The organism is Pseudomonas sp. IT-P260 (genome assembly GCF_949768395.1).
In the GTDB taxonomy this organism is placed as follows: Bacteria; Pseudomonadota; Gammaproteobacteria; order Pseudomonadales; family Pseudomonadaceae; genus Aquipseudomonas; species Aquipseudomonas parakoreensis.
In genome coordinates this window covers 163225-182987 of sequence record NZ_CATKPO010000004.1, presented here as the reverse complement: position 1 = coordinate 182987, position 19763 = coordinate 163225, and the positions used below count along the sequence as shown (strand labels likewise).

20 protein-coding genes are annotated in these 19763 nt (G+C 62.1%); 8 read left to right on the top strand and 12 right to left on the bottom strand.

Annotated features, from left to right (window positions below; translation table 11 throughout):
* Positions 1-162: 162 nt before the first annotated feature.
* The 4 genes from ACM6HV_RS03800 to ACM6HV_RS03785 all read right to left on the bottom strand — a co-directional run bounded on the left by ACM6HV_RS03800 (position 163) and on the right by ACM6HV_RS03785 (position 3991).
* Positions 163-1041 carry a DMT family transporter gene (locus ACM6HV_RS03800; protein WP_145598311.1) on the bottom strand — a complete coding sequence of 293 codons (879 nt, stop codon included), beginning with the start codon at positions 1039-1041 and terminating at the stop codon, positions 163-165.
* 64 nt (positions 1042-1105) lie between these two features.
* A complete protein-coding gene (locus ACM6HV_RS03795) occupies positions 1106-1921 on the bottom strand; it encodes a sugar phosphate isomerase/epimerase family protein (RefSeq protein ID WP_414903549.1) in 816 nt (271 codons plus the stop codon).
* 2 nt (positions 1922-1923) lie between these two features.
* A complete protein-coding gene (locus tag ACM6HV_RS03790) occupies positions 1924-2985 on the bottom strand; it encodes a Gfo/Idh/MocA family protein (protein WP_414903548.1) in 1062 nt (353 codons plus the stop codon).
* Positions 2986-3214: 229 nt separating this feature from the next.
* Positions 3215-3991, bottom strand: coding sequence for an IclR family transcriptional regulator (locus ACM6HV_RS03785; RefSeq protein WP_414903547.1), 777 nt, complete (start codon positions 3989-3991; stop codon positions 3215-3217).
* A 176-nt stretch (positions 3992-4167) separates the two neighbouring features.
* On the opposite strand from ACM6HV_RS03785, the gene ACM6HV_RS03780 reads away from it, so the two are divergent.
* The 4 genes from ACM6HV_RS03780 (at position 4168) to ACM6HV_RS03765 (ending at position 8758) form a co-directional block, all read left to right on the top strand.
* A complete protein-coding gene (locus ACM6HV_RS03780) occupies positions 4168-5907 on the top strand; it encodes an FAD-dependent oxidoreductase (RefSeq protein ID WP_414903546.1) in 1740 nt (579 codons plus the stop codon).
* Positions 5891-6724, top strand: coding sequence for an aldo/keto reductase (locus tag ACM6HV_RS03775; RefSeq protein ID WP_414903545.1), 834 nt, complete (start codon positions 5891-5893; stop codon positions 6722-6724). Before ACM6HV_RS03780 ends, ACM6HV_RS03775 begins: the two co-directional genes overlap by 17 nt.
* Positions 6725-6913: 189 nt before the next feature.
* Positions 6914-7804, top strand: a complete 891-nt coding sequence (locus tag ACM6HV_RS03770; RefSeq protein ID WP_414903544.1) for a neutral zinc metallopeptidase — start codon at positions 6914-6916, stop codon at positions 7802-7804.
* Positions 7805-8758: an alpha/beta fold hydrolase gene (locus ACM6HV_RS03765; protein ID WP_414903543.1), complete on the top strand. Its 954-nt coding sequence runs from the start codon at positions 7805-7807 to the stop codon at positions 8756-8758. It begins immediately after the preceding gene.
* A 143-nt stretch (positions 8759-8901) separates the two neighbouring features.
* On the opposite strand, the gene ACM6HV_RS03760 is transcribed toward ACM6HV_RS03765, so the two are convergent.
* The 3 genes from ACM6HV_RS03760 to ACM6HV_RS03750 form a co-directional block, all read right to left on the bottom strand.
* Positions 8902-9495 (bottom strand): HAD family hydrolase, encoded by a 594-nt coding sequence (locus ACM6HV_RS03760; RefSeq protein WP_414903542.1) that lies wholly within the window; start codon positions 9493-9495, stop codon positions 8902-8904.
* Positions 9492-10361, bottom strand: a complete 870-nt coding sequence (tesB, locus tag ACM6HV_RS03755) for an acyl-CoA thioesterase II (protein ID WP_003228466.1) — start codon at positions 10359-10361, stop codon at positions 9492-9494. Before tesB ends, ACM6HV_RS03760 begins: the two co-directional genes overlap by 4 nt.
* Before the next feature lie 105 nt (positions 10362-10466).
* Positions 10467-11036: a GNAT family N-acetyltransferase gene (locus tag ACM6HV_RS03750; RefSeq protein ID WP_121187328.1), complete on the bottom strand. Its 570-nt coding sequence runs from the start codon at positions 11034-11036 to the stop codon at positions 10467-10469.
* Positions 11037-11118: 82 nt separating this feature from the next.
* Between ACM6HV_RS03750 and ACM6HV_RS03745 the strand changes: the two genes are divergently transcribed.
* Positions 11119-12039 carry a histone deacetylase gene (locus ACM6HV_RS03745; protein ID WP_145598319.1) on the top strand — a complete coding sequence of 307 codons (921 nt, stop codon included), beginning with the start codon at positions 11119-11121 and terminating at the stop codon, positions 12037-12039.
* Between the two features lie 293 nt (positions 12040-12332).
* The gene (locus ACM6HV_RS03740) at positions 12333-13574 is read left to right on the top strand and encodes a TIGR03862 family flavoprotein (protein ID WP_414903541.1); all 1242 of its coding nucleotides are present in this window, start codon (positions 12333-12335) and stop codon (positions 13572-13574) included.
* A 117-nt stretch (positions 13575-13691) separates the two neighbouring features.
* Here the strand turns inward: ACM6HV_RS03740 and ACM6HV_RS03735 are convergent, their stop codons facing one another.
* Entirely contained in the window at positions 13692-15032 is a 1341-nt protein-coding gene (locus ACM6HV_RS03735) for a DEAD/DEAH box helicase (protein WP_041065140.1), read from the bottom strand.
* Positions 15033-15097: 65 nt separating this feature from the next.
* Positions 15098-16039, bottom strand: a complete 942-nt coding sequence (yedA, locus tag ACM6HV_RS03730) for a drug/metabolite exporter YedA (protein WP_414903540.1) — start codon at positions 16037-16039, stop codon at positions 15098-15100.
* Positions 16040-16202: 163 nt separating this feature from the next.
* Here yedA and ACM6HV_RS03725 point away from each other — a divergent pair, with 163 nt between their 5' ends.
* Positions 16203-16655, top strand: a complete 453-nt coding sequence (locus tag ACM6HV_RS03725; RefSeq protein ID WP_041065134.1) for an Lrp/AsnC family transcriptional regulator — start codon at positions 16203-16205, stop codon at positions 16653-16655.
* Between the two features lie 124 nt (positions 16656-16779).
* Here ACM6HV_RS03725 and ACM6HV_RS03720 read toward each other — a convergent pair whose 3' ends face one another.
* The 3 genes from ACM6HV_RS03720 to ACM6HV_RS03710 all read right to left on the bottom strand — a co-directional run bounded on the left by ACM6HV_RS03720 (position 16780) and on the right by ACM6HV_RS03710 (position 18903).
* The gene (locus ACM6HV_RS03720) at positions 16780-17385 is read right to left on the bottom strand and encodes a PolC-type DNA polymerase III (protein WP_041065131.1); all 606 of its coding nucleotides are present in this window, start codon (positions 17383-17385) and stop codon (positions 16780-16782) included.
* Between the two features lie 35 nt (positions 17386-17420).
* On the bottom strand, positions 17421-17900 hold the full coding sequence (locus tag ACM6HV_RS03715) for an NYN domain-containing protein (protein WP_041065128.1): 480 nt from the start codon (positions 17898-17900) through the stop codon (positions 17421-17423).
* A gap of 244 nt (positions 17901-18144) precedes the next feature.
* Positions 18145-18903 (bottom strand): DUF2076 domain-containing protein, encoded by a 759-nt coding sequence (locus tag ACM6HV_RS03710; protein ID WP_145598324.1) that lies wholly within the window; start codon positions 18901-18903, stop codon positions 18145-18147.
* Positions 18904-19081: 178 nt separating this feature from the next.
* On the opposite strand from ACM6HV_RS03710, the gene ACM6HV_RS03705 reads away from it, so the two are divergent.
* Positions 19082-19756, top strand: coding sequence for a YciC family protein (locus ACM6HV_RS03705; protein WP_414903539.1), 675 nt, complete (start codon positions 19082-19084; stop codon positions 19754-19756).
* The last annotated feature ends 7 nt before the right edge of the window (positions 19757-19763 follow it).

The window sequence follows — 19763 nt, the reverse complement described above, 5'->3', positions numbered from 1 at the left end:
CAAAAGATCGCAGCTTCGGCAGCTCCTACATTTGATCGTGTTCTTCCATAGTTTGCGGATGAACCTGTAGGAGCTGCCGCAGGCTGCGATCTTTTGATCCTGATTTTGAAGATCAAAAGATCGCAGCGTGCCGCAGCTCCTACACAGGGATTTGTGGATCCTTCATCGACGGCTCTGCTGCCACGCCGCCGCCAGGCCGCTGCAACAGATCACCACAATGCCGATCACCGTCAACAGGCTCGGCGTGTGATTGAACACCACCCAGCCCAACAGCCCGGCAAACACGATCTGGCAGTAACCGAACGGCGCCAGCAATGCCGGCGCGGCGTGCCGAAACGCCTGGGTCAGAAACAGGTGCGCGGTCATCCCGCAACTGCCCAGCGCCAGCATCAACACGGCGTGCGTCAACGTCGGCACCTGCCAGAAGAACGGCACCAGCGCACTCATCACCAAGGTGTTGCACAGACCGGCAAAGAAGTTGCTGGTGGTCGGACTATCGACCTCACTGAGCTTGCGCGTCAGCAGTTGATAGAAGCAGAAAAACAACGCCGAGCAGAACGGCAGCAGCACCGCCGGAGTGAACAATTCACCGCCCGGGTGAACGATGATCAGCACGCCGATGAATCCACAGATCACCGCAATCCATTGCCCGCGCGTTACCCGTTCCTTGAGCAACGGCACCGACAATGCCGTCACCAGCACCGGCGCAAGAAAGTTGACCGCCGTGGCCTCGGCCAACGGGATGTACAGCAGCGCCGTGGTGAAAAACAGACTGGTGCCGAGCAGGCACAGCGCCCGCGCCAACTGCCACAACGGCCGTTTGGTGCGCAGCACACGCAGCCCTGATTGCGGCAGGAAAATTCCCGCCATCAGCAAGGTGTGCACCAGATACCGCGCCCATACCACCATGACGATCGGGTAGAAACCCGAGAGGTATTTCGACAGCGCATCGTGGCTGGAGAACAGGAAAGTCGCCACGACAATCAGCAGGATCCCCTTGAAGGGTTGGTTGACACCGGAGAGCGGGGTGCTGACGGTCATTGGATATCTCTGAAGGAAAAATGAACAGTGGCGGGGACGCTGGCGCCCCGCCACAAAAACTGACTTATAACTGCGCCAACAATTCCCGCGTCCTGTCGAGCGCCATCTGCGCTCGTTGCAATCCGCTGACGCCCTGCTCCAGCAGTTTTACCGTGGGGATCTCCAGGCTCAGGGGAATATTAGCTGGCAGACTGCGCAACAAACCGTGCAAATCACAATCGCCCTCGCCGGGAAACCGCCGTTCGTTGCGCGCCTGACGCAAGATCTCGGCCATGTCCGCCGGTCTCGGTCCCGCCACATCACACAATTGCGCATAACGCAGGCGCGCGGGCGCAACGCTGGCCAGATCCTCCAGCCGTGAGCCGGAGCGATCGAAATGAAAGGCATCGACCAGCACCGCGGCATTTTCCCGGTCGGCATTGGCAACAATGCGCAACGCCTGTTCGAGGTTGCACGCATCGGTCCAGGGCATGAACTCCAGATGCGGATGCAAACCGTAAGGCGCCGCCAGATCACACAGCGCGGCAAAGTTGTCGGTGAGCCGTTGCTCGTCAGGATCATTGCCGGCGACGAGTAATTCACTGGCGCCAAACTCCGCGCCGACGGCCAGCAGCTTGTCGAAATCGGCGACCACGGTTTGCGGTTTCAGACGCAGGATTTCCACATCAAGCACAGCGATGCCAGTGTCGCGCAAACGCGCCAACGTCTGACGCCGTAAACCGCCATCGGCCACCAATGGAAAGTGATATTCCTCAGGCGTCGCCGGTTCCAGGCGCAGGCCGACATGGCTGTAACCCGCACGCACCGCGACCTCGATCATTTGCGGTGGCGACAACTCGAGTACGGTGAGACTGGCCAGGGACAGGATTCGTTCGTTCATGCTCACGCCTCGACCGCTGCCGGGGAACAGGCACGGCCACTGGCCGCCGCCTCGCGAATCGCCTCGACCAGCGCCAGGGTTCGCGCGGCATCGGCGGCACTGACCAAGGGTTCGACTTCACGCCGCGCGACCTGCACAAAATGTTGCAGCTGCAAACGCAACGCGTCCCCGCCCTCACACGGTTCTTGCAGCGCGATCAGCGGTTCGTGCCAACCGGCATCGACTTGATCGGCAGCGTAATGCCAACGCTTGAGTTGCGGAATGCTTAACGCTCCGGCAGTGCCCGCCAGCAAATAACACGGCTGATCGGCCTGACGCGGGTAAACCGGGTTCTCTGCGGAGTTCAGCTCCCAGCTCCACGGCGCGGCGACCGCATCGGAACCGCTCAGCGTGCCCAGTGCACCGCCGGCAAATTGCAGTAACACCGCGACGCTGTCTTCGTTGGCAAAACCCCGCACCGCGTTGTCGGTGACGGCCTGCACCGACTGCACCTCCCCGCACAGGTGACGCAGCAGATCGAGGTCGTGAATCAGGTTGGTCAGCAACAGGCCCGCGCCCGGCTCACGGCGCCACGGGACCTCGAAATAACGGTCGGGTTTGCGCACCTGGAACAGTGCGGTAACCGTGGTCAGCCGCCCGAGCGCGCCGCTGCGCAGCAATTGGTGGGCACGCACGATCAACGGATTGTGCCGCCGATGATGGCCGACCAGCACCGGCACGCCGCTGCGTTTGACTGCCGCCACCAGTTCGCGTGCCTCATCCAGATGCACGCCCACCGGTTTCTCCAGCAGCACCGCAACCCCGGCGGCGAGGCAATCCAGCGCCGTGCTGACGTGCTGATTATTCGGATTAGCCACGATCACCGCATCGGGCCTCACCTGCTCCAGCATCTGCCGGTGATCGGCGAAATACGCCACGCCCCACTGCGCCGCCAGGGCGGGAGCCTGCGGGCCGGGATCGGCCACTGCACACAAGCGGGCTTCATCGAGGGTTTGCAAGTGCTGGTAATGCTGCTGGCCCATGTTGCCGGCGCCGATCAGGGCGATACGAAGGGGCGGAGTCAAGGCGCGATCCTCTTGTGATTGTTGTTGGAAGTGTCACTCCAGCAACAATTTAGAACTGCGTTCCAGAATCAAACACCCGCTAATGGAAATTCCGTGCGAACAACGCACAACTTCGTACACGACGCTCAACCTGTAGGAGCTGCCGCCGGCTGCGATCTTTTGCTCTTGATCTGAAAAACAAAGTCAAAAGATCGCAGCCTGCGGCAGCTCCTACAAAGATCGGCGCGGGTCAGACAAACAATTCAGACGCCAGGCTCGCCGCCGACAACTCCTCGGTGAACTTCATCAGCAACGGCGCCAGTTCATGCAGCCGTGCGCCAGGCATCCGCGCGCTTGGCCCGGCGATGCTCAGTACGCCGATCACCCGGCTGTCAACGGGGTGCTTGACCACCGCAGCAATCGCCGAAGTGCCCACCGCCGAACTTTCCTCGACGCAGGCATAACCCTGCTCCCGCGCCAGCCGCAGGCGCTCCAGCAATTCGATATTGGAGCGCGGCGCATTCGGCCCAATGCCCACTGGCACTTCCGCACCCTGGCGCTCGACCAGCGACAAGGCTTCGGCGTCGCTCATGCAGGCCAGCCACGCGTGCCCGGAGGCGGTGTAGAACAACGGCGCGTCGCGGCCCATGTCCGGGTCATAACGCAGGCCCGTCCGTGCGCCCTGCGCCTTGGCGATCCAGGTCTGGCGCTCGCCATCGATCACTCCCAGACGCACCAGCTCACCGGTTTCCTGCGCCAGTCGATCCAGCACCGGTTGCACGATGTCGGCACCGCTGCTCGCCAGATACTGAAACCCCATCGCCACCAGTTTGGTCGACAAGTGATAGCGCAGAGTGTCTGCATTCTGCCGTACGTAACCCAGCCGAATCAGCTCGGCGAGCATACGGTGAGTGGCACTTTTCGGGATGTCGAGCTGCTCGGCCAGGGTCTGCATCGGCAGCCCGCGCGGCTCACTGGTGAGGCTTTCCAGCACACTGAAAACCCGTTCGATCTGACTGCCGGCCATGGGAAGATCCAAATGAAATTTCGCCGATTCTAAAAGACATCCGAGACAAAGCGAAATCCGGAACCGGCAGTGCGATAACCGCCCACTTTACGGAAACAGGTCTTGTGGCAGATGCGCTTCATTCGCTAATTTCTGGAATCTAATTCCAATAAAATCCAGTTGCGGAGCTTTGTTTGATGCCTGCCGAACTTCCCGAAATCGACTGCGACGTGCTGGTCGTCGGCTCCGGCGCTGCCGGTTTATCCACGGCGGTCACTGCCGCCTGGCACGGTCTGAAAGTCATCGTGGTTGAAAAGGATCCGCTGTTCGGTGGTGCCACGGCGTGGTCCGGCGGCTGGGCGTGGGTACCGTGCAATCCATTGGCGCGACGCGCCGGCATCGTCGAAGACATCGAGCAACCGCGCACGTACCTGCGCCACGAACTCGGCGAGCATTACGACCCGGCCATGGTCGACGCCTTCCTCACTGCCGGACCACACATGGTCGCGTTTTTCGAACAGCACAGCGCTTTGCAATTTGCCGACGGCAACGCCATCGCCGACATCCATGGCGATACGCCGGGCGCTGGCACGGGCGGGCGCTCGGTCATCGCGGCGCCTTACGACGGACGACAAGTCGGACGCCTGCTCAAGCGCCTGCGTACAACGATGCGCGAAACGTCCTTCATGGGCATGCCGATCATGGCCGGCGCCGACCTTTCGGCGTTCCTCAATCTCACCCGTTCGCTGAAAGCGGCTTGGCATGTAACCCGTCGTTTTACCCGACACTTGCTGGATCTGGCGGTACACGGCCGGGCCATGCAACTGGTCAACGGTGTGGCGCTGGTCGCAAGGCTGGCGAAATCCGCCGAGGACCTTGGCGTCCTGTTATGGGAGTCGGCGCCGGTGAGCGAACTGCTGCGCGATGAATCAAGGGTTTGCGGCGCCGTGGTCAACAGCGCAAAAGGCCCGATCCGCGTCCATGCACGCAAAGCCGTGGTGCTGGCCGCCGGCGGGTTCGCCAATGACATCGAGCGGCGCAAGGCCTTGTTTCCGCGCACGCCCACAGGTCATGAACACTGGGCACTGCCACCGCTGGCGGTCAACGGCGATGGCCTGCGTCTGGGCGAAAGCGTCGGTGCCACGGTCAACACCGACGTGGCGTCGCCCGTGGCCTGGGCGCCGGTCTCGCAAGTGCCCCATGCCGACGGCAGCATCGGCCATTTCCCGCACATCATCGAACGCGGCAAACCGGGAATCATCGGCGTACTGCGCAACGGCCAGCGTTTCGTCAATGAAGCCAATGGTTACTTCGACTACGTCAGCGCCATGGTTGCCGCCACCCCGGAAGGCGAGGAAGTCGCCTCGTGGCTGATCTGCAGCCGCGCCTTTCAACGGCGTTATGGCCTGGGCATGTCGCGGCCCTTTCCCGTTCCGCTGTCAGGATTTATCCGCAGCGGCTATCTGAAAACCGGCAACACTCTTGAAGAATTGGCCAGCGCCTGCGGCATCGACCCCAGCGGGTTGCGCCAGACGGTGGAGGACTACAACCGCCATGCACGCCACGGCGAGGACCCGTCGTTCGGTCGCGGCGCAACGCCCTACAACCGCAAACAGGGCGATCCGGCGAACCTTCCCAACCCTTGCGTTGCCCCAATAGAGGCCGGCCCTTTCTATGCCGTGAAAGTCCAACCGGGCTGCTTCGGCACCTTTGCCGGGCTCAAGGTCAACCCGCAGGCGCAAGTGCTCGACGCCCATGCCCGGCCCATCGCCGGGCTCTACGCCGCCGGTGGCGACATGGCCAGCATCATGGGCGGGCACTATCCGGCAGGCGGGATCAACCTCGGCCCGGCGCTGACGTTCGGCTACATCGCCGCCCGGCATATCGCCGGCATCACTGCTTTCGAACAGGAGATCGACCATGCAGCACATCGTTAACGCCCAGGGTTTGAACATGCCGAAACTCGGCCTCGGCACCTGGCCGATGCTCGGCGACGAATGCACCCGTGCCGTCGAGCAAGCGCTGGAAATCGGTTATCGGCATATCGACACGGCAGCGGCCTACAACAACGAAGACGCAGTCGGACAAGCGTTGGCGAACACACCGACACCCCGCGAGCAGATTCATGTCACCACCAAGGTCTGGTGGGACCAGTTGCAACCCGACGCCATGCGCCACTCGATGGAGCGAAGCCTCAAGGCTTTGCGCAGCGAGTATGTCGACCTGTTCATGATCCATTGGCCGAGCGCTGACTGGGACTTGCCGCGCACGCTTGAAACCCTCGCATCCTTCAAGGAGCAAGGTCTGGCTCGCCACATCGGCGTGGCGAATTTTCCGCTGCCGCTGCTGCGCAAAGTCGTCGAGGAATACGGCATCCCTCTGTCAGCGATCCAGGTCGAGTACCACGTCTTGCTCGGACAAAACGCCCTGCTCGACTACGCGCGCCAACACGATCTGGCACTGACGGCCTACACGCCATTGGCGCGCAACAAGGTCTCGGACATCGCGCAGATTCAGCAGATCGCGAAAAAACACGGCGTTCAGCCGACTCAGGTGGCGCTGAAATGGCTGCTCGATCAGCCCAACGTCGCGGCGATTCCCAAAGCCAGCAGCCGGGCCAATCAACTGGCGAACCTGGCTGCGCTGCAGGTTGAGCTGGACGCTGAAGACCGCGCACTGATCGCCGCGCTGCCGAAGAATCAGCGTCAGGTCAGCCCGGATTTCGCCCCGGTGTGGGACGCCTTCGATCGCTGACGCACAGTGCGCTGAGAGAAATCCGCCAACGGATTGAATTAGTCGCCCACACGCTCGTCAATAACAGGCCCGCCCTCGTCACCCGAGGCCGGGCCTGTTTGCGTGTGCGCCAATGGACGGACGACCGGACTGGCGCCACACTCACACACCAGCAACACTCATCACCACGTACAGATAGAGGATTCCCACATGCTATGGAAAAAAGGCCGACGCAGTGACAACGTCGTCGATGCCCGTGGCGATGATAGCGGCGGTGGCGGCGGCATGCGTTTCGGTGGTGGCAAAGGCCTGAGCCTCGGGGCGATCCTGCTGATCGTCGGCATCGGCTGGATCACCGGGCAGGACCCGCTGCAGATCCTCGGCCAGCTCACCGGGCAAATGACCGAACAATCGGCACCGGCCTCGACGCAAACCCGTCAGGCGCCACCGGCCAACGACCAGCAGGCCGAATTCGTGCGTTCGATCCTCGGCGATACCGAAGACACCTGGGGCGCGATTTTCCAGCAGGCCGGCCGCCAATATAAGGACCCGACTTTGGTGCTGTTCAGCAACCGGGTGAATTCCGCCTGCGGGCTGGCGACTTCGGCGACCGGCCCGTTCTATTGCCCGACGGATCAGAAAGTCTATCTGGACATGGCCTTCTTCCAGGAAATGGCCCAGCGCTTCAAGGCTGCCGGCGACTTCGCCCAGGCCTACGTGATCGCGCACGAAATCGGCCACCATGTGCAGACGCTGCTCGGCGTCTCGGCGAAAATTCAGGCGGCCCGGCAGCAGGGGCGGCAGATGCAGGGCGACGGCGGTTTGCTGGTGCGTCAGGAATTGCAGGCTGACTGCCTGGCCGGCGTCTGGGCCTACCATGCGCAGCAGCGCCTGAACTGGCTGGAACCGGGTGACGTTGAAGAGGCCTTGAACGCGGCCAACGCCATCGGTGATGATCGCCTGCAACAACAGGGTCAGGGCCGTGTGGTGCCGGACTCGTTTACCCATGGCACGTCAGCGCAAAGGGTGCGCTGGTTCAAAACCGGATTCGCCCAGGGCCAGGTCGGCCAGTGCGATACCTTCGCGGCGAAAAACCTGTAAATGCACAAATGGCTTTTGGCGTTACTGATCATCGGCGGCAGCGCACACGCGGCGGGCGTCGATGCCATCAGCTCCGGGCGTCTGCAACTCAAGGCCGGCGAAATGGCCGTGGGCATCAGCCCCGCACCGGAAAAAATCGAGCGGGTGCTGATCGTCATTCACGGCCGTCTGCGCAACGCCGAAACCTACCGCAAGAGTGCCGAGCACGCCACGGAATTGGCCGGACAAACTACGCACACGCTGGTGATCGCGCCGCAGTTTCTCAATGAAAGCGACGTCGCCCTGTACTCGCTGCCTAACACGTTGCTGCGCTGGAAAGGCAACGAGTGGATGGGCGGCGGGTTATCCACAGGGCCGAATCCGCTGAGTTCCTACGCCGCACTGGATGAAATCGTCGCCCGGGTCAGCGACCGCAAGCAGTTTCCGGATGTGAAACAGATTGTGATTTTCGGCCATTCCGGTGGCGGCCAAGTGGTGCAGCGTTATGCCCTGCTGGCCAAGGACCAACCGGCGCTTACGGCCAACAGCATTCGCCTGCGGTACGTGGTGGCCAACCCGTCGTCATACGCGTATTTCAACGAACAGCGGCCGGTGGCCTTCGATCACGCACAGTGCCTTGGGTTTAATCGCTGGAAGTACGGTCTGAGCGACATGCCGGTATACGCCGGCGGGCAAACGCCGTTGCAGCTTGAAAGCCGTTACATCAAGCGCGAGGTGATTTATCTGCTCGGTCAGCAGGACATCGACCCGCAGCATCCGGCGCTGGACAAGAGCTGCGCCGCCGAAGCCCAGGGCGCGTATCGACTGGAACGCGGCAAACTGTTTTTCGGCTACCTGCTGCGCCGGCATCCGGAAGGGGTGAATCAGCGGCTGGTTGAAGTGCCCGGGGTCGGGCATAACGGCGATGGGATGTTGACGTCGCCGGAGGGGCAGAAAGCGCTGTTTGATCAGTAATTCTTGCGCTGGCCGTTCTGGCCTCTTCGCGAGCAGGCTCGCTCCCACATTGGATTGATGCATTACACAAAATCTCTGTGCACCGAAGATCTAATGTGGGAGCGAGCCTGCTCGCAAAGGCGCCCCTTCTGACAACATGAATCTCAGACCGAAAGCATCCGCCGCAACTCGACACAATCCTGCGCATGCCAGTCCGTCAGCTCCGGCCACGGGTTGTCCGGCAGATTCACCAGCACCGTCCGCGCCCCGGCCGCCCGCCCGCAATCCAGATCAAAGCGGTAATCCCCGACCATCACCATTTCGCGCGCCGGCACGTTCCAGGCCTCGGCCAGTTTCAGCAACCCGCCGGGATGTGGCTTGGGCGGTGCTTCATCGCGGCCCAGCACATCTTCCACAGCGAAACAGTCGGCCAGGCCAATCGCTTCGAGCGTCACATGCGCCAGCTCCCGCGCGTTGCGCGTCAGGATGCCCAGGCGATAGCCCCGCCCGTGCAGATCGCGCACCAACTCCACCGCACCGGCAGCCGGTTTCGAACCCAGCGCCAGATCGCGCTCATGCTCCAGCAGCCAGGCATGTTTCGCCGCCGCTTCGTCGGCCGGCAGCGCCGCGAGGTGGGTGAGAATGTCGTCCTCGGGCGGAATCGCCAGCGCCACGCGGATCGCCGCAAAGTCATGCACGGCGATCGTCAGCGTGCCGTCCATGTCGAACACCCAGTGCTTCACATCGCTCAGGCTCATGCCCAGTCCTTGCGGTGACGAATCAGGCCTTCCTGGGTCACCGACGCCACCAGTTGCCCGGCGCGGTTGTACACGCTGCCACGGGAGAACCCACGGGAATTACCGGCCCACGGGCTGTCCATCGCGTAGAGCAGCCAGTCGTCGGCGCGCAGATCATTGTGGAACCACAGTGCGTGATCGAGGCTGGCGACCTGCATGTCTTTCTGCCAGACCGACTTGCCGTGGGGCAGCATCGAAGTGGTCAGCAGACCGAAGTCCGAGGCGTAGGCCAGCAGGTATTTGTGCAGCGCCGGAATATCCGCCAGCGCGCCATCAGCACGGAACCACACGTACTTCACCGGATCGGCCGGCTGCGGGTTGTACGGGTCTTTTTCAGTGACCGGGCGCACTTCGATCGGTTTCGGGCAGAGCAATTTTTCGCGCATGTGCTCGGGAATCAGGTGCGCGCGCTGCTGGGTCAGTTCCAGCTCCGACGGCAGGTTTTCCGGGCCGACCACCACCGGCATCTGGCTCTGGTGCTCGAAGCCTGCCTCGTCGTACTGAAACGACGCGCTGCAGGTAAAAATCGGGTGGCCCTTCTGGATCGCCGTAACCCGCCGGGTGCTGAAGCTGCCGCCATCACGCACGCGATCCACCGAGTACACCACTGGCAATTTGGCGTCGCCGGGGCGCAGGAAATAACCGTGCATCGAATGCACATGGCGCGCCTCTTCAACCGTCTGACTGGCCGCCGACAGCGACTGGCCGAGCACCTGCCCACCGAACAACTGACGGAAACCCAGGTCCTGGCTGCGGCCACGGAACAGGTTTTCCTCGATCGGCTCCAGGGTCAGCAGGTCGACCAGATCTTCCAACACTTGGCTCATTCAGACTCTCCTCACACAACGCTATGCCGCGCAGTCTTGGCTGCGGCGGCCCATTCAGGTTCTGGCGCGAGCCATTGTCGCGCCATTGTAAACGTCCGTGTCGGCTTAGCCATGCAGGGTTTGCAGCCATTGCTCCCTGGTAATCCGGTACAACACATGCCGGCGTAACGGGTGATCGACGGCAATTTTGGGGTGATCGAAATCATCGGCCGGATCGTGCTGCATGCCAATCGCTTGCATGACTTTCTCCGAGGGCAGATTGCTCTGGGCGGTGAAGGACACGATTTCCTTCAGCGACAACCGGTCAAAGCCGCAACGCAGAGCGGTCCATGCCGCTTCGCTGGCATAGCCCAGCCCCCAATGCTCGCGGGCCAGGCGCCAGCCGATTTCCACCGCTGGCGTGAACGGGGCATCGAAACCGACCACACCCAGACCGGTGAAACCGATGAACTCGCCGCTGTCCTTGCGCTCCAGCGCCCATAATCCGAAGCCGTGTTCGGCAAAATGGCCGCGCACCCGACCAATGAGCGAAGCACTTTCCAGGCGGCTCAAGGGCTGTGGAAAGTAACGCATGACCTGCGGATCGGCACACATCGCCGCAAATGCCGGCAAATCCTCGTCCTGCCATTGGCGCATCAGCAATCGCGCACTTTCCAGTTGCAGTATCGGCTCCATCATGCCCCTCCGTTTCCATGCCGCAAGTCTACATCGCTGGTAGGATCGTTCACTCTTTCCATCGTTCCTACATGAAGTCGCCATGCCACTGCCGTTGATCTACCACGAAGACTACAGTCCCGAGTTTCCGGCGGATCACCGCTTTCCGATGGACAAGTTCCGTTTGCTGCGCGACCACCTGGTCGACAGCGGCCTGACCCGCGACGCCGACCTGCTGCGCCCGGAGATCTGCCCCAACGACATCCTCGCCCTGGCCCATGACCGTCGCTATATCGAACGCTACATGAGCGGCGAGTTGTCCCGCGAAGACCAGCGGCGCCTTGGCTTGCCCTGGAACGAAGCGCTGGCGCGGCGTACGGTGCGGGCGGTCGGCGGTTCAATTCTGGCGGCAGAAAAAGCCCTGGAGCATGGTCTGGCCTGTCACCTCGCCGGCGGCACCCATCACGCCCACTACGATTACCCGGCCGGCTTCTGCATTTTCAATGACCTGGCGATCATCAGCCATTACCTGCTGCAAAGCGGCCGGGTGAACCGGGTGCTGATCTTTGATTGCGACGTGCATCAGGGTGACGGCACCGCACGCATCCTCCACGACACGCCGGAGGCGATCACCGTTTCCCTGCACTGTGAAAAGAATTTTCCTGCACGCAAGGCCGAAAGCGATTGGGACATTCCGCTGCCTAAAGGCATGGGCGATGGCGACTACCTGAGGGTGGTGGATGAAACGCTCAACTACCTGCTGCCGCTGTATCAACCGGACCTGGTGCTGTACGACGCCGGGGTCGATGTGCACAAGGACGACGCCCTCGGTTATCTGCAGCTGACAGACGAAGGCGTCGCCGCCCGCGATGAAAGCGTGATGCGCCATTGCCTGGGCCGCGACATCCCGGTAGTCGGCGTGATCGGCGGTGGCTACAGCAAGGATCGCCACGCCCTCGCCCGCCGCCACGGCATCCTGCATCACAGCGCGCAACGGGTCTGGACGTCACACGGTTGTCATTAAGCTGTGCTGCGTTACCCACAATGGCTGTGGAACGGCCTGTGGATAACCTGAGCGAAAGGGACTACACGCCAGAGCGAACAAGGCGTACAGCGCGATGGTTGTTTTTTGACCAGCCACCTAATCCACATGATCTCCCTGTGGGAGCGAGCCTGCTCGCGAAGACTTCGGCACATTCGACTTAGAAGGTAACTGACCCACCGCTTTCGCGAGCAGGCTCGCTCCCACAGAGATCTCCCACATCGATCTGCGCTGTTAGAATGCGCGCCTCATCCCGCCATACCGCAGCGCACGCCATGACCCAGACCTCCGCCTCCCCCCCCGCTCACGTCGCCATCATCGGCGGTGGCCCCGCCGGCCTGATGGCCGCCGAAGTGCTGAGCCAGGCCGGCGTGCGTGTCGATCTGTACGACGGCATGCCCTCGGTGGGGCGCAAGTTCCTGCTGGCCGGGGTCGGCGGCATGAACATCACCCATTCCGAACCTTACCCGGCGTTCCTCGCGCGCTACGCCGAACGCGCACCGCAGATCGCGCCCTTGCTGCGCGGCTTCGACGCCGACGCGCTGTGCCGCTGGATTCATGAGCTGGGCATCGAGACCTTCATCGGCAGCTCCGGCCGGGTATTCCCCACCGACATGAAAGCCGCGCCGTTGCTGCGCGCCTGGCTCAAGCGCCTGCGCGACAGTGGCGTGGTTATCCACACCCGCCATCGCTGGCTCGGCTGGGATGCACACGGCGCTCTGCGCATTGCCAGCCCCGATGGCGAAATCACCGTCAAACCCGACGCCACCCTGCTCGCCCTCGGCGGTGGCAGCTGGTCGCGGCTGGGTTCGGATGGCGCGTGGATGCTGCCGCTGGAACAAAAAGGCGTAGGACTGGCGCCGTTGCAGCCGAGCAATTGCGGCTTCGAGGTGCAGGGCTGGAGCGAATTGCTTGTCAGCAAATTCGCCGGCGCACCGCTGAAAAATGTCGCCATCGGTTTGAACGACGACGTGCCGCGCTTGGGCGAATGTGTGATCACCGCGACCGGGGTTGAAGGCAGCCTGATCTACGCGCTATCGGCACCGATTCGCGAGGCAATCAACGCCCACGGTTCAGCCACGGTGCACATCGATCTGCTGCCCGGCCGCCCTGTGGATAAATTGCAGGCAGCGTTGGGCAAACCGCGCGGCTCGCGCTCGATGGCCAAGCATCTGCACAGTCAGGTCGGGATTGATGGGGTGAAAGCGGCGTTGTTGCGCGAGCTGAGTGGCGCGGCAACCTTCGATGATCCGGCGCTGCTGGCGCGGGCGATCAAGGCGTTACCGTTGACCCTGGTGAAAACCCGTCCGCTGGACGAAGCGATCAGCAGTGCCGGTGGCGTGACGTTCGAAGCGCTGGATGAACGTTTGATGCTCAAGGCGTTGCCGGGAGTGTTCTGTGCGGGGGAAATGCTCGATTGGGAAGCGCCGACAGGTGGCTATTTGCTGACGGGGTGTTTTGCCAGCGGGCGTGCTGCAGGATTGGGTGTCATGCAGTGGTTGCAGCGCAAAGGTTGAAGACCGAGGTGCGTCCTTCGCGAGCAGGCTCGCTCCCACACTGATCTCCAGTAACAAGGAGATCCCTTGTGGGAGCGAGCCTGCTCGCGAAGGCGTCCTTACAGACGCCGCATCACATCAAGGCTTGCGCTTGCGCGGCCCGGTATTGAACACCGGCACTTTACGCACAGGCTTGATCGACGGCTCCGGCGCCTGGGTGTCGCCACTGTCGACCCACTTGCCCAGATTGCGTTTGCCGCCACCGCCACCGGAGGTCTTCGGCTTTTTCGGTTTCTTCGGCTTCTTGATCACCTGACCGCTGGCATCGGTCTCCGGCACACGGTGCTCAGGTTCGAAGTCCGGCTCGTTCTGGCGCTTCAAGGTCTGACGGGTGAGCATCTCGATTGCCGAGAGCATGTTCACTTCATCGGCACACACCAGCGAGATCGCCTCGCCCGTTGCACCGGCACGGCCGGTACGACCGATGCGATGGATGTAATCCTCGGCCACGATCGGCAGGTCGAAATTGACCACCAGCGGCAAATCTTCGATGTCCAGACCCCGAGCCGCGACGTCAGTCGCCACCAGAATCTGCACTTCACTGAGTTTGAAACGATCCAGCGCACGCTGACGGGTCGCCTGCGGCTTGTCGCCGTGGATGCCGTCGGCGTTTACACCGAGGCCCTGGAGTTTTTCCACCAGCGCATCCACGCCGTTGCGGGTCTTGGCGAACACCAGCACCTGCTTCCACTTGTTCTTGCGCATCAGGTGCACGAACAGTTCCGGCTTGCGCTTCTTGTCCACCGTCACCACCCACTGCTTGACGGTGTTGGCTGCGACGTTGCGCGGGCTGACTTCGATGCTCAGCGGATCGTTGAGCATCTGCCCGGCCAGCAGGCGGATGTCATCGGAGAAGGTCGCGGAGAACAGCAGCGTCTGGCGCTTCTTCGGCAGCGCGCGATAGATGTTCGCCAGCTCTTCGGAAAAGCCCAGATCGAGCATGCGGTCGGCTTCGTCGAGCACCAGGGTTTGCAGCTGATTGAATTTCAACGCGTTCTGGCGGAACAGGTCGAGCAGACGGCCCGGGGTTGCCACCAGCAGGTCGACGCCGCCGCGCAGTTTCATCATCTGCGGGTTGATGCTGACACCGCCATACACCGCGTAGGTGCGCAACGGCAGGTTTTCCGCGTACTGGCGCACCGATTCGTGCACCTGCTCGGCCAGCTCGCGGGTCGGCACCAGGATCAGCGCACGCACCGAGTTGGCGGTGACTTTCGGCCCTTCCATGGCCAGCAACTGCAGCAGCGGCAAGGCGAAACCGGCGGTCTTGCCGGTACCGGTCTGGGCCGCAGCCATCAGGTCGCGACCGGCCAGCACGGCCGGAATGGCTTGCGCCTGGACCGGCGTTGGAGTCTGGTAGCCGAGCTTCTCAAGGGAGCGCAGCAAGGGTTCGATCAGGCCAAGGGTGGCGAAAGTCATGGGAGTACCGTAGGAAAATTCAGCGCAATTGTGCGACACGAGTGTGCAATGGCGCGCAGTTTACCCTAATTCACACGCGGTTCTGCTGGAACGGCGGTCTTCGGCGGCTCCACGACCAGCGGCTGCGCCGGCCGCCGCCATTGCGGCAGACCGATCAGCACCACGGCACTGATGATCACCAGCATCGCCAGCGCTTCTTCCATGCCGATGGTCTCGCCGACAAACACGATCCCCAGCAACACCGCCACCGCCGGGTTGACGTAGGCGTAACTGGTGGCCGCCGCCGGACGCACGTGCTTGAGCAGGTACATGTAGGAATTGAAGGCGATGATCGAGCCGAAGAAGATCAGATACCCCAGGGCCAGCCAGCCTTCCACCGGTGGCAAGGCTTGCAGGTGCTCGCCGCTCACTGCGCTGCCGATCAGCAGGACCACGCCGCCCACCAGCATCTCCACGGCACTGGCCATCGCCCCTTGCGGCAACGGCAGGTGTTTGCTCCACACCGAGCCGAAGGCCCAGGTCGCCGCCGCAAAAATCAACAGCGCCGCGCCCAGCGGACTCGATTGCAGGTTGGAACCCATGTTGAGCATGGCAATGCCGACGATCCCCAACGCCACCCCGGCCCACTCCAGCCGCGTATTACGCGCGCCCCAGAAATAGCCGCACAACAACGTAAACAACGGCACGGTCGCCACTGCCAGTGCCGCCACGCCGGACGCCACACCCGTGTGCTCGGCGACACTGACCGCGCCGTTACCGAAACTGAGCAACAGAATCCCGATGATCCCCGCCGCTTTCCACTGCACCCAGGTCGGCGCCGGCGCGCCACGCCAGCGCAGGAAGGCGTACATCAGGCTGCCGGCAATCACGAAGCGCACCCCGCCGAGCATCAGCGGCGGCCAGTATTCGACGCCGAGGCGGATTACCAGATAGGTCGATCCCCAAATCACATACAGCGCGAAAAACGCGGCGATCAACGGCAAGGAAAAACGGCGCAAGGCAGGCATGGGCAGCTCGACAGTCAGAGGCAGGGTGAGGATTATTCTAGAAAGGCCCGTGAGCAAAAATAAGTTACAAAACCTGTTTATCGCGCCGGTACACTTTTGAAACAACGGAGATCGACGGGATAAGCCGTGATTTCGAAAGTCTGGCATTTTCAGGAGTCCGGCCTTGGACAAATACGACCGCATGCTGCTCAGCGCCCTGTTGGAAAACGGTCGCGCGTCCTACGCCGATCTGGCGCGCAAGGTGAACCTGTCCGCCCCGGCAGTCGCCGAACGGGTGGCCAAGCTTGAGGCGTCCGGCGTGATCACCGGGTATCAGGCGAACATCGACCTGTCGAAAATCGGTTTGCCGATCCAGTGCATGATCGAGTTGCGCCTGCACCAGAACGGCAGCCAGAAGGTCTACGACGAACTGGTGAAAATCCCGCAACTGACCGAATGCTTCCGTGTGACCGGCGATCCATGCGTGATGATGAAGGGCGCGGTGGGCTCGATGACCGAACTGGAGGAACTGATCAATCACGTGGCGAAGTTTGGCTTCAGCAAGACCTCGATCGTGTTGTCCAGCGCAATCGAGAAGCGCGTGCCGCTGAGCCATATAGAAGCCAACGGCAAATAATCAGCCCCACCGAAACGCCCCCTGTAGGAGCTGCCGAAGGCTGCGATCTTTTGACTTTTAAAAGCAAGATCAAAAGATCGCAGCCTTCGGCAGCTCCTACAGGGGATTTGTGGTGACTTCGGGATCAGCGGTAGCGCTGCAAGTGTTCGCTGACTTTGGCCGCCGGGACTTTCTGCAGTTTGCACAGCAGGTCATGGTTCAGCTCACGCACCCCATGCTTGTGCCGCAGTTCTTGCGCCAGATGCGCCATCAGGTTGGCCGCCATCTCGGCATCCGCCATGGCCCGGTGCGCCTGGCCGGTGTGCGGCAGGCGCGCAAATGCAGTGAGCGTACCGAGCTTGTGATTGGGTGCCGCGGGCATCAGGCGCCGGGCCAGCAGCAGTGAACAGGCGAAGTTCTGCAGACGGGTGCGTTTGATCCGTCCCAGTTCAAAGTCCCAGAATTTCTGGTCGAACGAAGCGTTGTGCGCCACCAGCGGGGTGCAGCCGACGAATTCGTTGACCTCTTCCATCACCCGCTCCGCCGCAGGCGCAGTACGCAGCATGGCGTTGCTGATGCCGGTCAGTTGCTCGATGAACGCAGGGACGCGCACACCGGCATTCATCAGGCTCTGGTAACGCTCGACGATACGGCCGTTTTCCAGCATGACCACGGCGATTTCCGTGGCGCGACAGCTGCTGTTCGGCGACAGGCCGGTGGTTTCAAAGTCGATGACTGCAATGCGTTCCAAACCGGGTTCAACTCCGTTCAAATCAATTCTTCAGCTTAATTCTTCAGCAACAACGCGCCTTCGATCGGCACGTAACGGCTGGCGGCGCGGATCAGCGAGTTGGCAGTCAAGCCGGGCACGCCGTAGGCGACTGCCTGTACACCGTGCTTGCTGATGATGCGTTCGAGCAGCATGTCGAAGTCGCCGTCACCGGAGGCCAGAACGATTTCGTCGACGTGGTCGGCGGCGTCCATGATGTCGAGGGTGATGCCCACGTCCCAGTCGCCCTTGGCCGAGCCATCGCTGCGCTGGATGTAGGGTTTGAGTTTCACGGTGAAGCCGAGGTTGCGCAGAATCTGCTGGAACTGCTGCTGCTTGCTGTCGCCACGGTCGATGGCGTAAGCATAGGCCTCGACGATCTGCCCGTGCTTGCTCACATCCGCCCACAGCGCGGCGTAGTTGAAATGGCAACCATAGGCCTGACGCACGGTGTAGTAGAGGTTCTGCACGTCGGCGAACACTGCGATTTTTTTCACCGGGATTCCTGTGAGCGCATAGCGCACGAAGCGGGATCAGGCGCCTGGCCCGAAAAAGGCGCTCAGTATGCCAGTCCACAGGAAGGTGGCGCGAATAATCGACCCACCACTCCAGACGGATGGTGGACTGTGGCGAGGGGATTTATCCCCGATGGGCAGCGCAGCGGCCCCGAAAATGGGACTGCTGCGCACTCCATCGGGGATAAATCCCCTCACCACAGGTTTGATACTGGCGGCTGATCAGTCAGACAAACGAATCGTCGTCATCGAAAAACGACGAGCTGTCATCGCTGTAGTCCGTGTCGGTAAACCCGCCCTGGTCATTGCCAGAGAAACCGTTATCGGCCACACGCTGGTCATTGCCCCAGTCATTGCCGCTCTGATCGGCCACCTGCGCCGGCTCTTCCTTGATCACTTCAACGATTTCTTCAGGCTGCTGGTTGTGATGGAACAGGCTGCTGATGCCCTGTGCCAGCATCACGCCACCGGCCACGCCAGCGGCGGTTTTCAGGGCGCCGCCGAGGAAGCTGCTGCCCGCAGCCGGGGCGGCCTGCTGCGCGTAGTTGGGCGGTGGTGCGGCATAGTTCTGTTGTGGCGCCGGCGCAGCGTAGTTCTGTTGCGGTGCCGGTTCACGCCAGCCGCCGGTGGAAGCCGGAGCGCTCTGGGTCGGCGCCGGACGCGAGCTGCTGCCGCCGAAGATGCTCGACAGGAAACCGCCACCGCCGCTTGGCGCCGGGGCCGCACTCTGAGCCTTGGCCGCTTGCAGTTCAGCCTGCAATTGCTGGACTTGCTGGGTCAGCAGCTTGTTCTGTTCGTCGAGGCTCTTGATCGCCGCCTCTTGCACCAGAATCGCCTGGGTCATGAAATAACCTGCCGCCGGCTGGCGGGTCAGGTGTTCCTTGATCCGCGCCTCGGCCTGGGCGTCGCGCGGGGCTGCCTCCGTTTCGGCCTGTTGCAGCCGGGAAAACAGTCCATCGATCAGGGTTTGCTCTTCGCTGTTCATGGCGACCTCGTAGATTGCCGGGGATAACGTTGCCCGTGCCCACTGCGGACATGGCGCACCTCTGTAATGGAGGCAGTGACAGGATGTTTCAACGACCTTTACCGAATGTTTACGTTTGTGTCGGCCCACGCATCATCGGTTAAAGTGAGCCACTGTTTTCCACCTGCGATACCGACTGATGAATGCCTTCGATGTACTGCGCGACTCTCTGTATTTTTTCAAACGCCACCTGGGCAGCATCGTGCAGCTGTGCCTGCCGCTGGTGATCTTCGAGGCGGCGCTGCAGCAAGTGGTGGATCACGTCACCGACCCCGACAGTTTCTCCGCCGCCAGCGTGGTGGTCGGTCTGCTGGTGTATCCGCTGTACACCGCCGCGCTGATCCTGTTCCTCGACGCCCGCACCCGTGGCGAAGCCCCGCGCACCGTCGACCTGCTGGCGATGTCCGCGCGTCTGTGGCCGCGCTTCGCCCTGCTCACGGCGCTCAATACCCTGTTGATTCTGTTGGGGCTGTCGTTGTACTTCCTGCCAGGCTTGATGCTGATGGTCATGCTCGCATTTGGTGAGTACCTGCTGGTGCTGCGTGGCATGGGACCGCTGCAGGCGATGAAGGAAAGCCTGCGTCTGACCCGTGGGCATTTCTGGCGCATTCTGCTGTGCATTCTCTGCGTGATGGGGCCGTTGTGGCTGCTCAAGGGAGCAACCCTGGCGGCCTACCCCGACCCACAGAATCCGCTGATCGCGCTACTGATCGACAGTGCGCACAGCTTCCTGCAGCTGTTCACCAGCGTGGTGCTGTTCCGCCTGTTCATGCTGATCAGCGAATTGCCTGACAAACGTAGCGGAGCAGTCTGACTTCAGG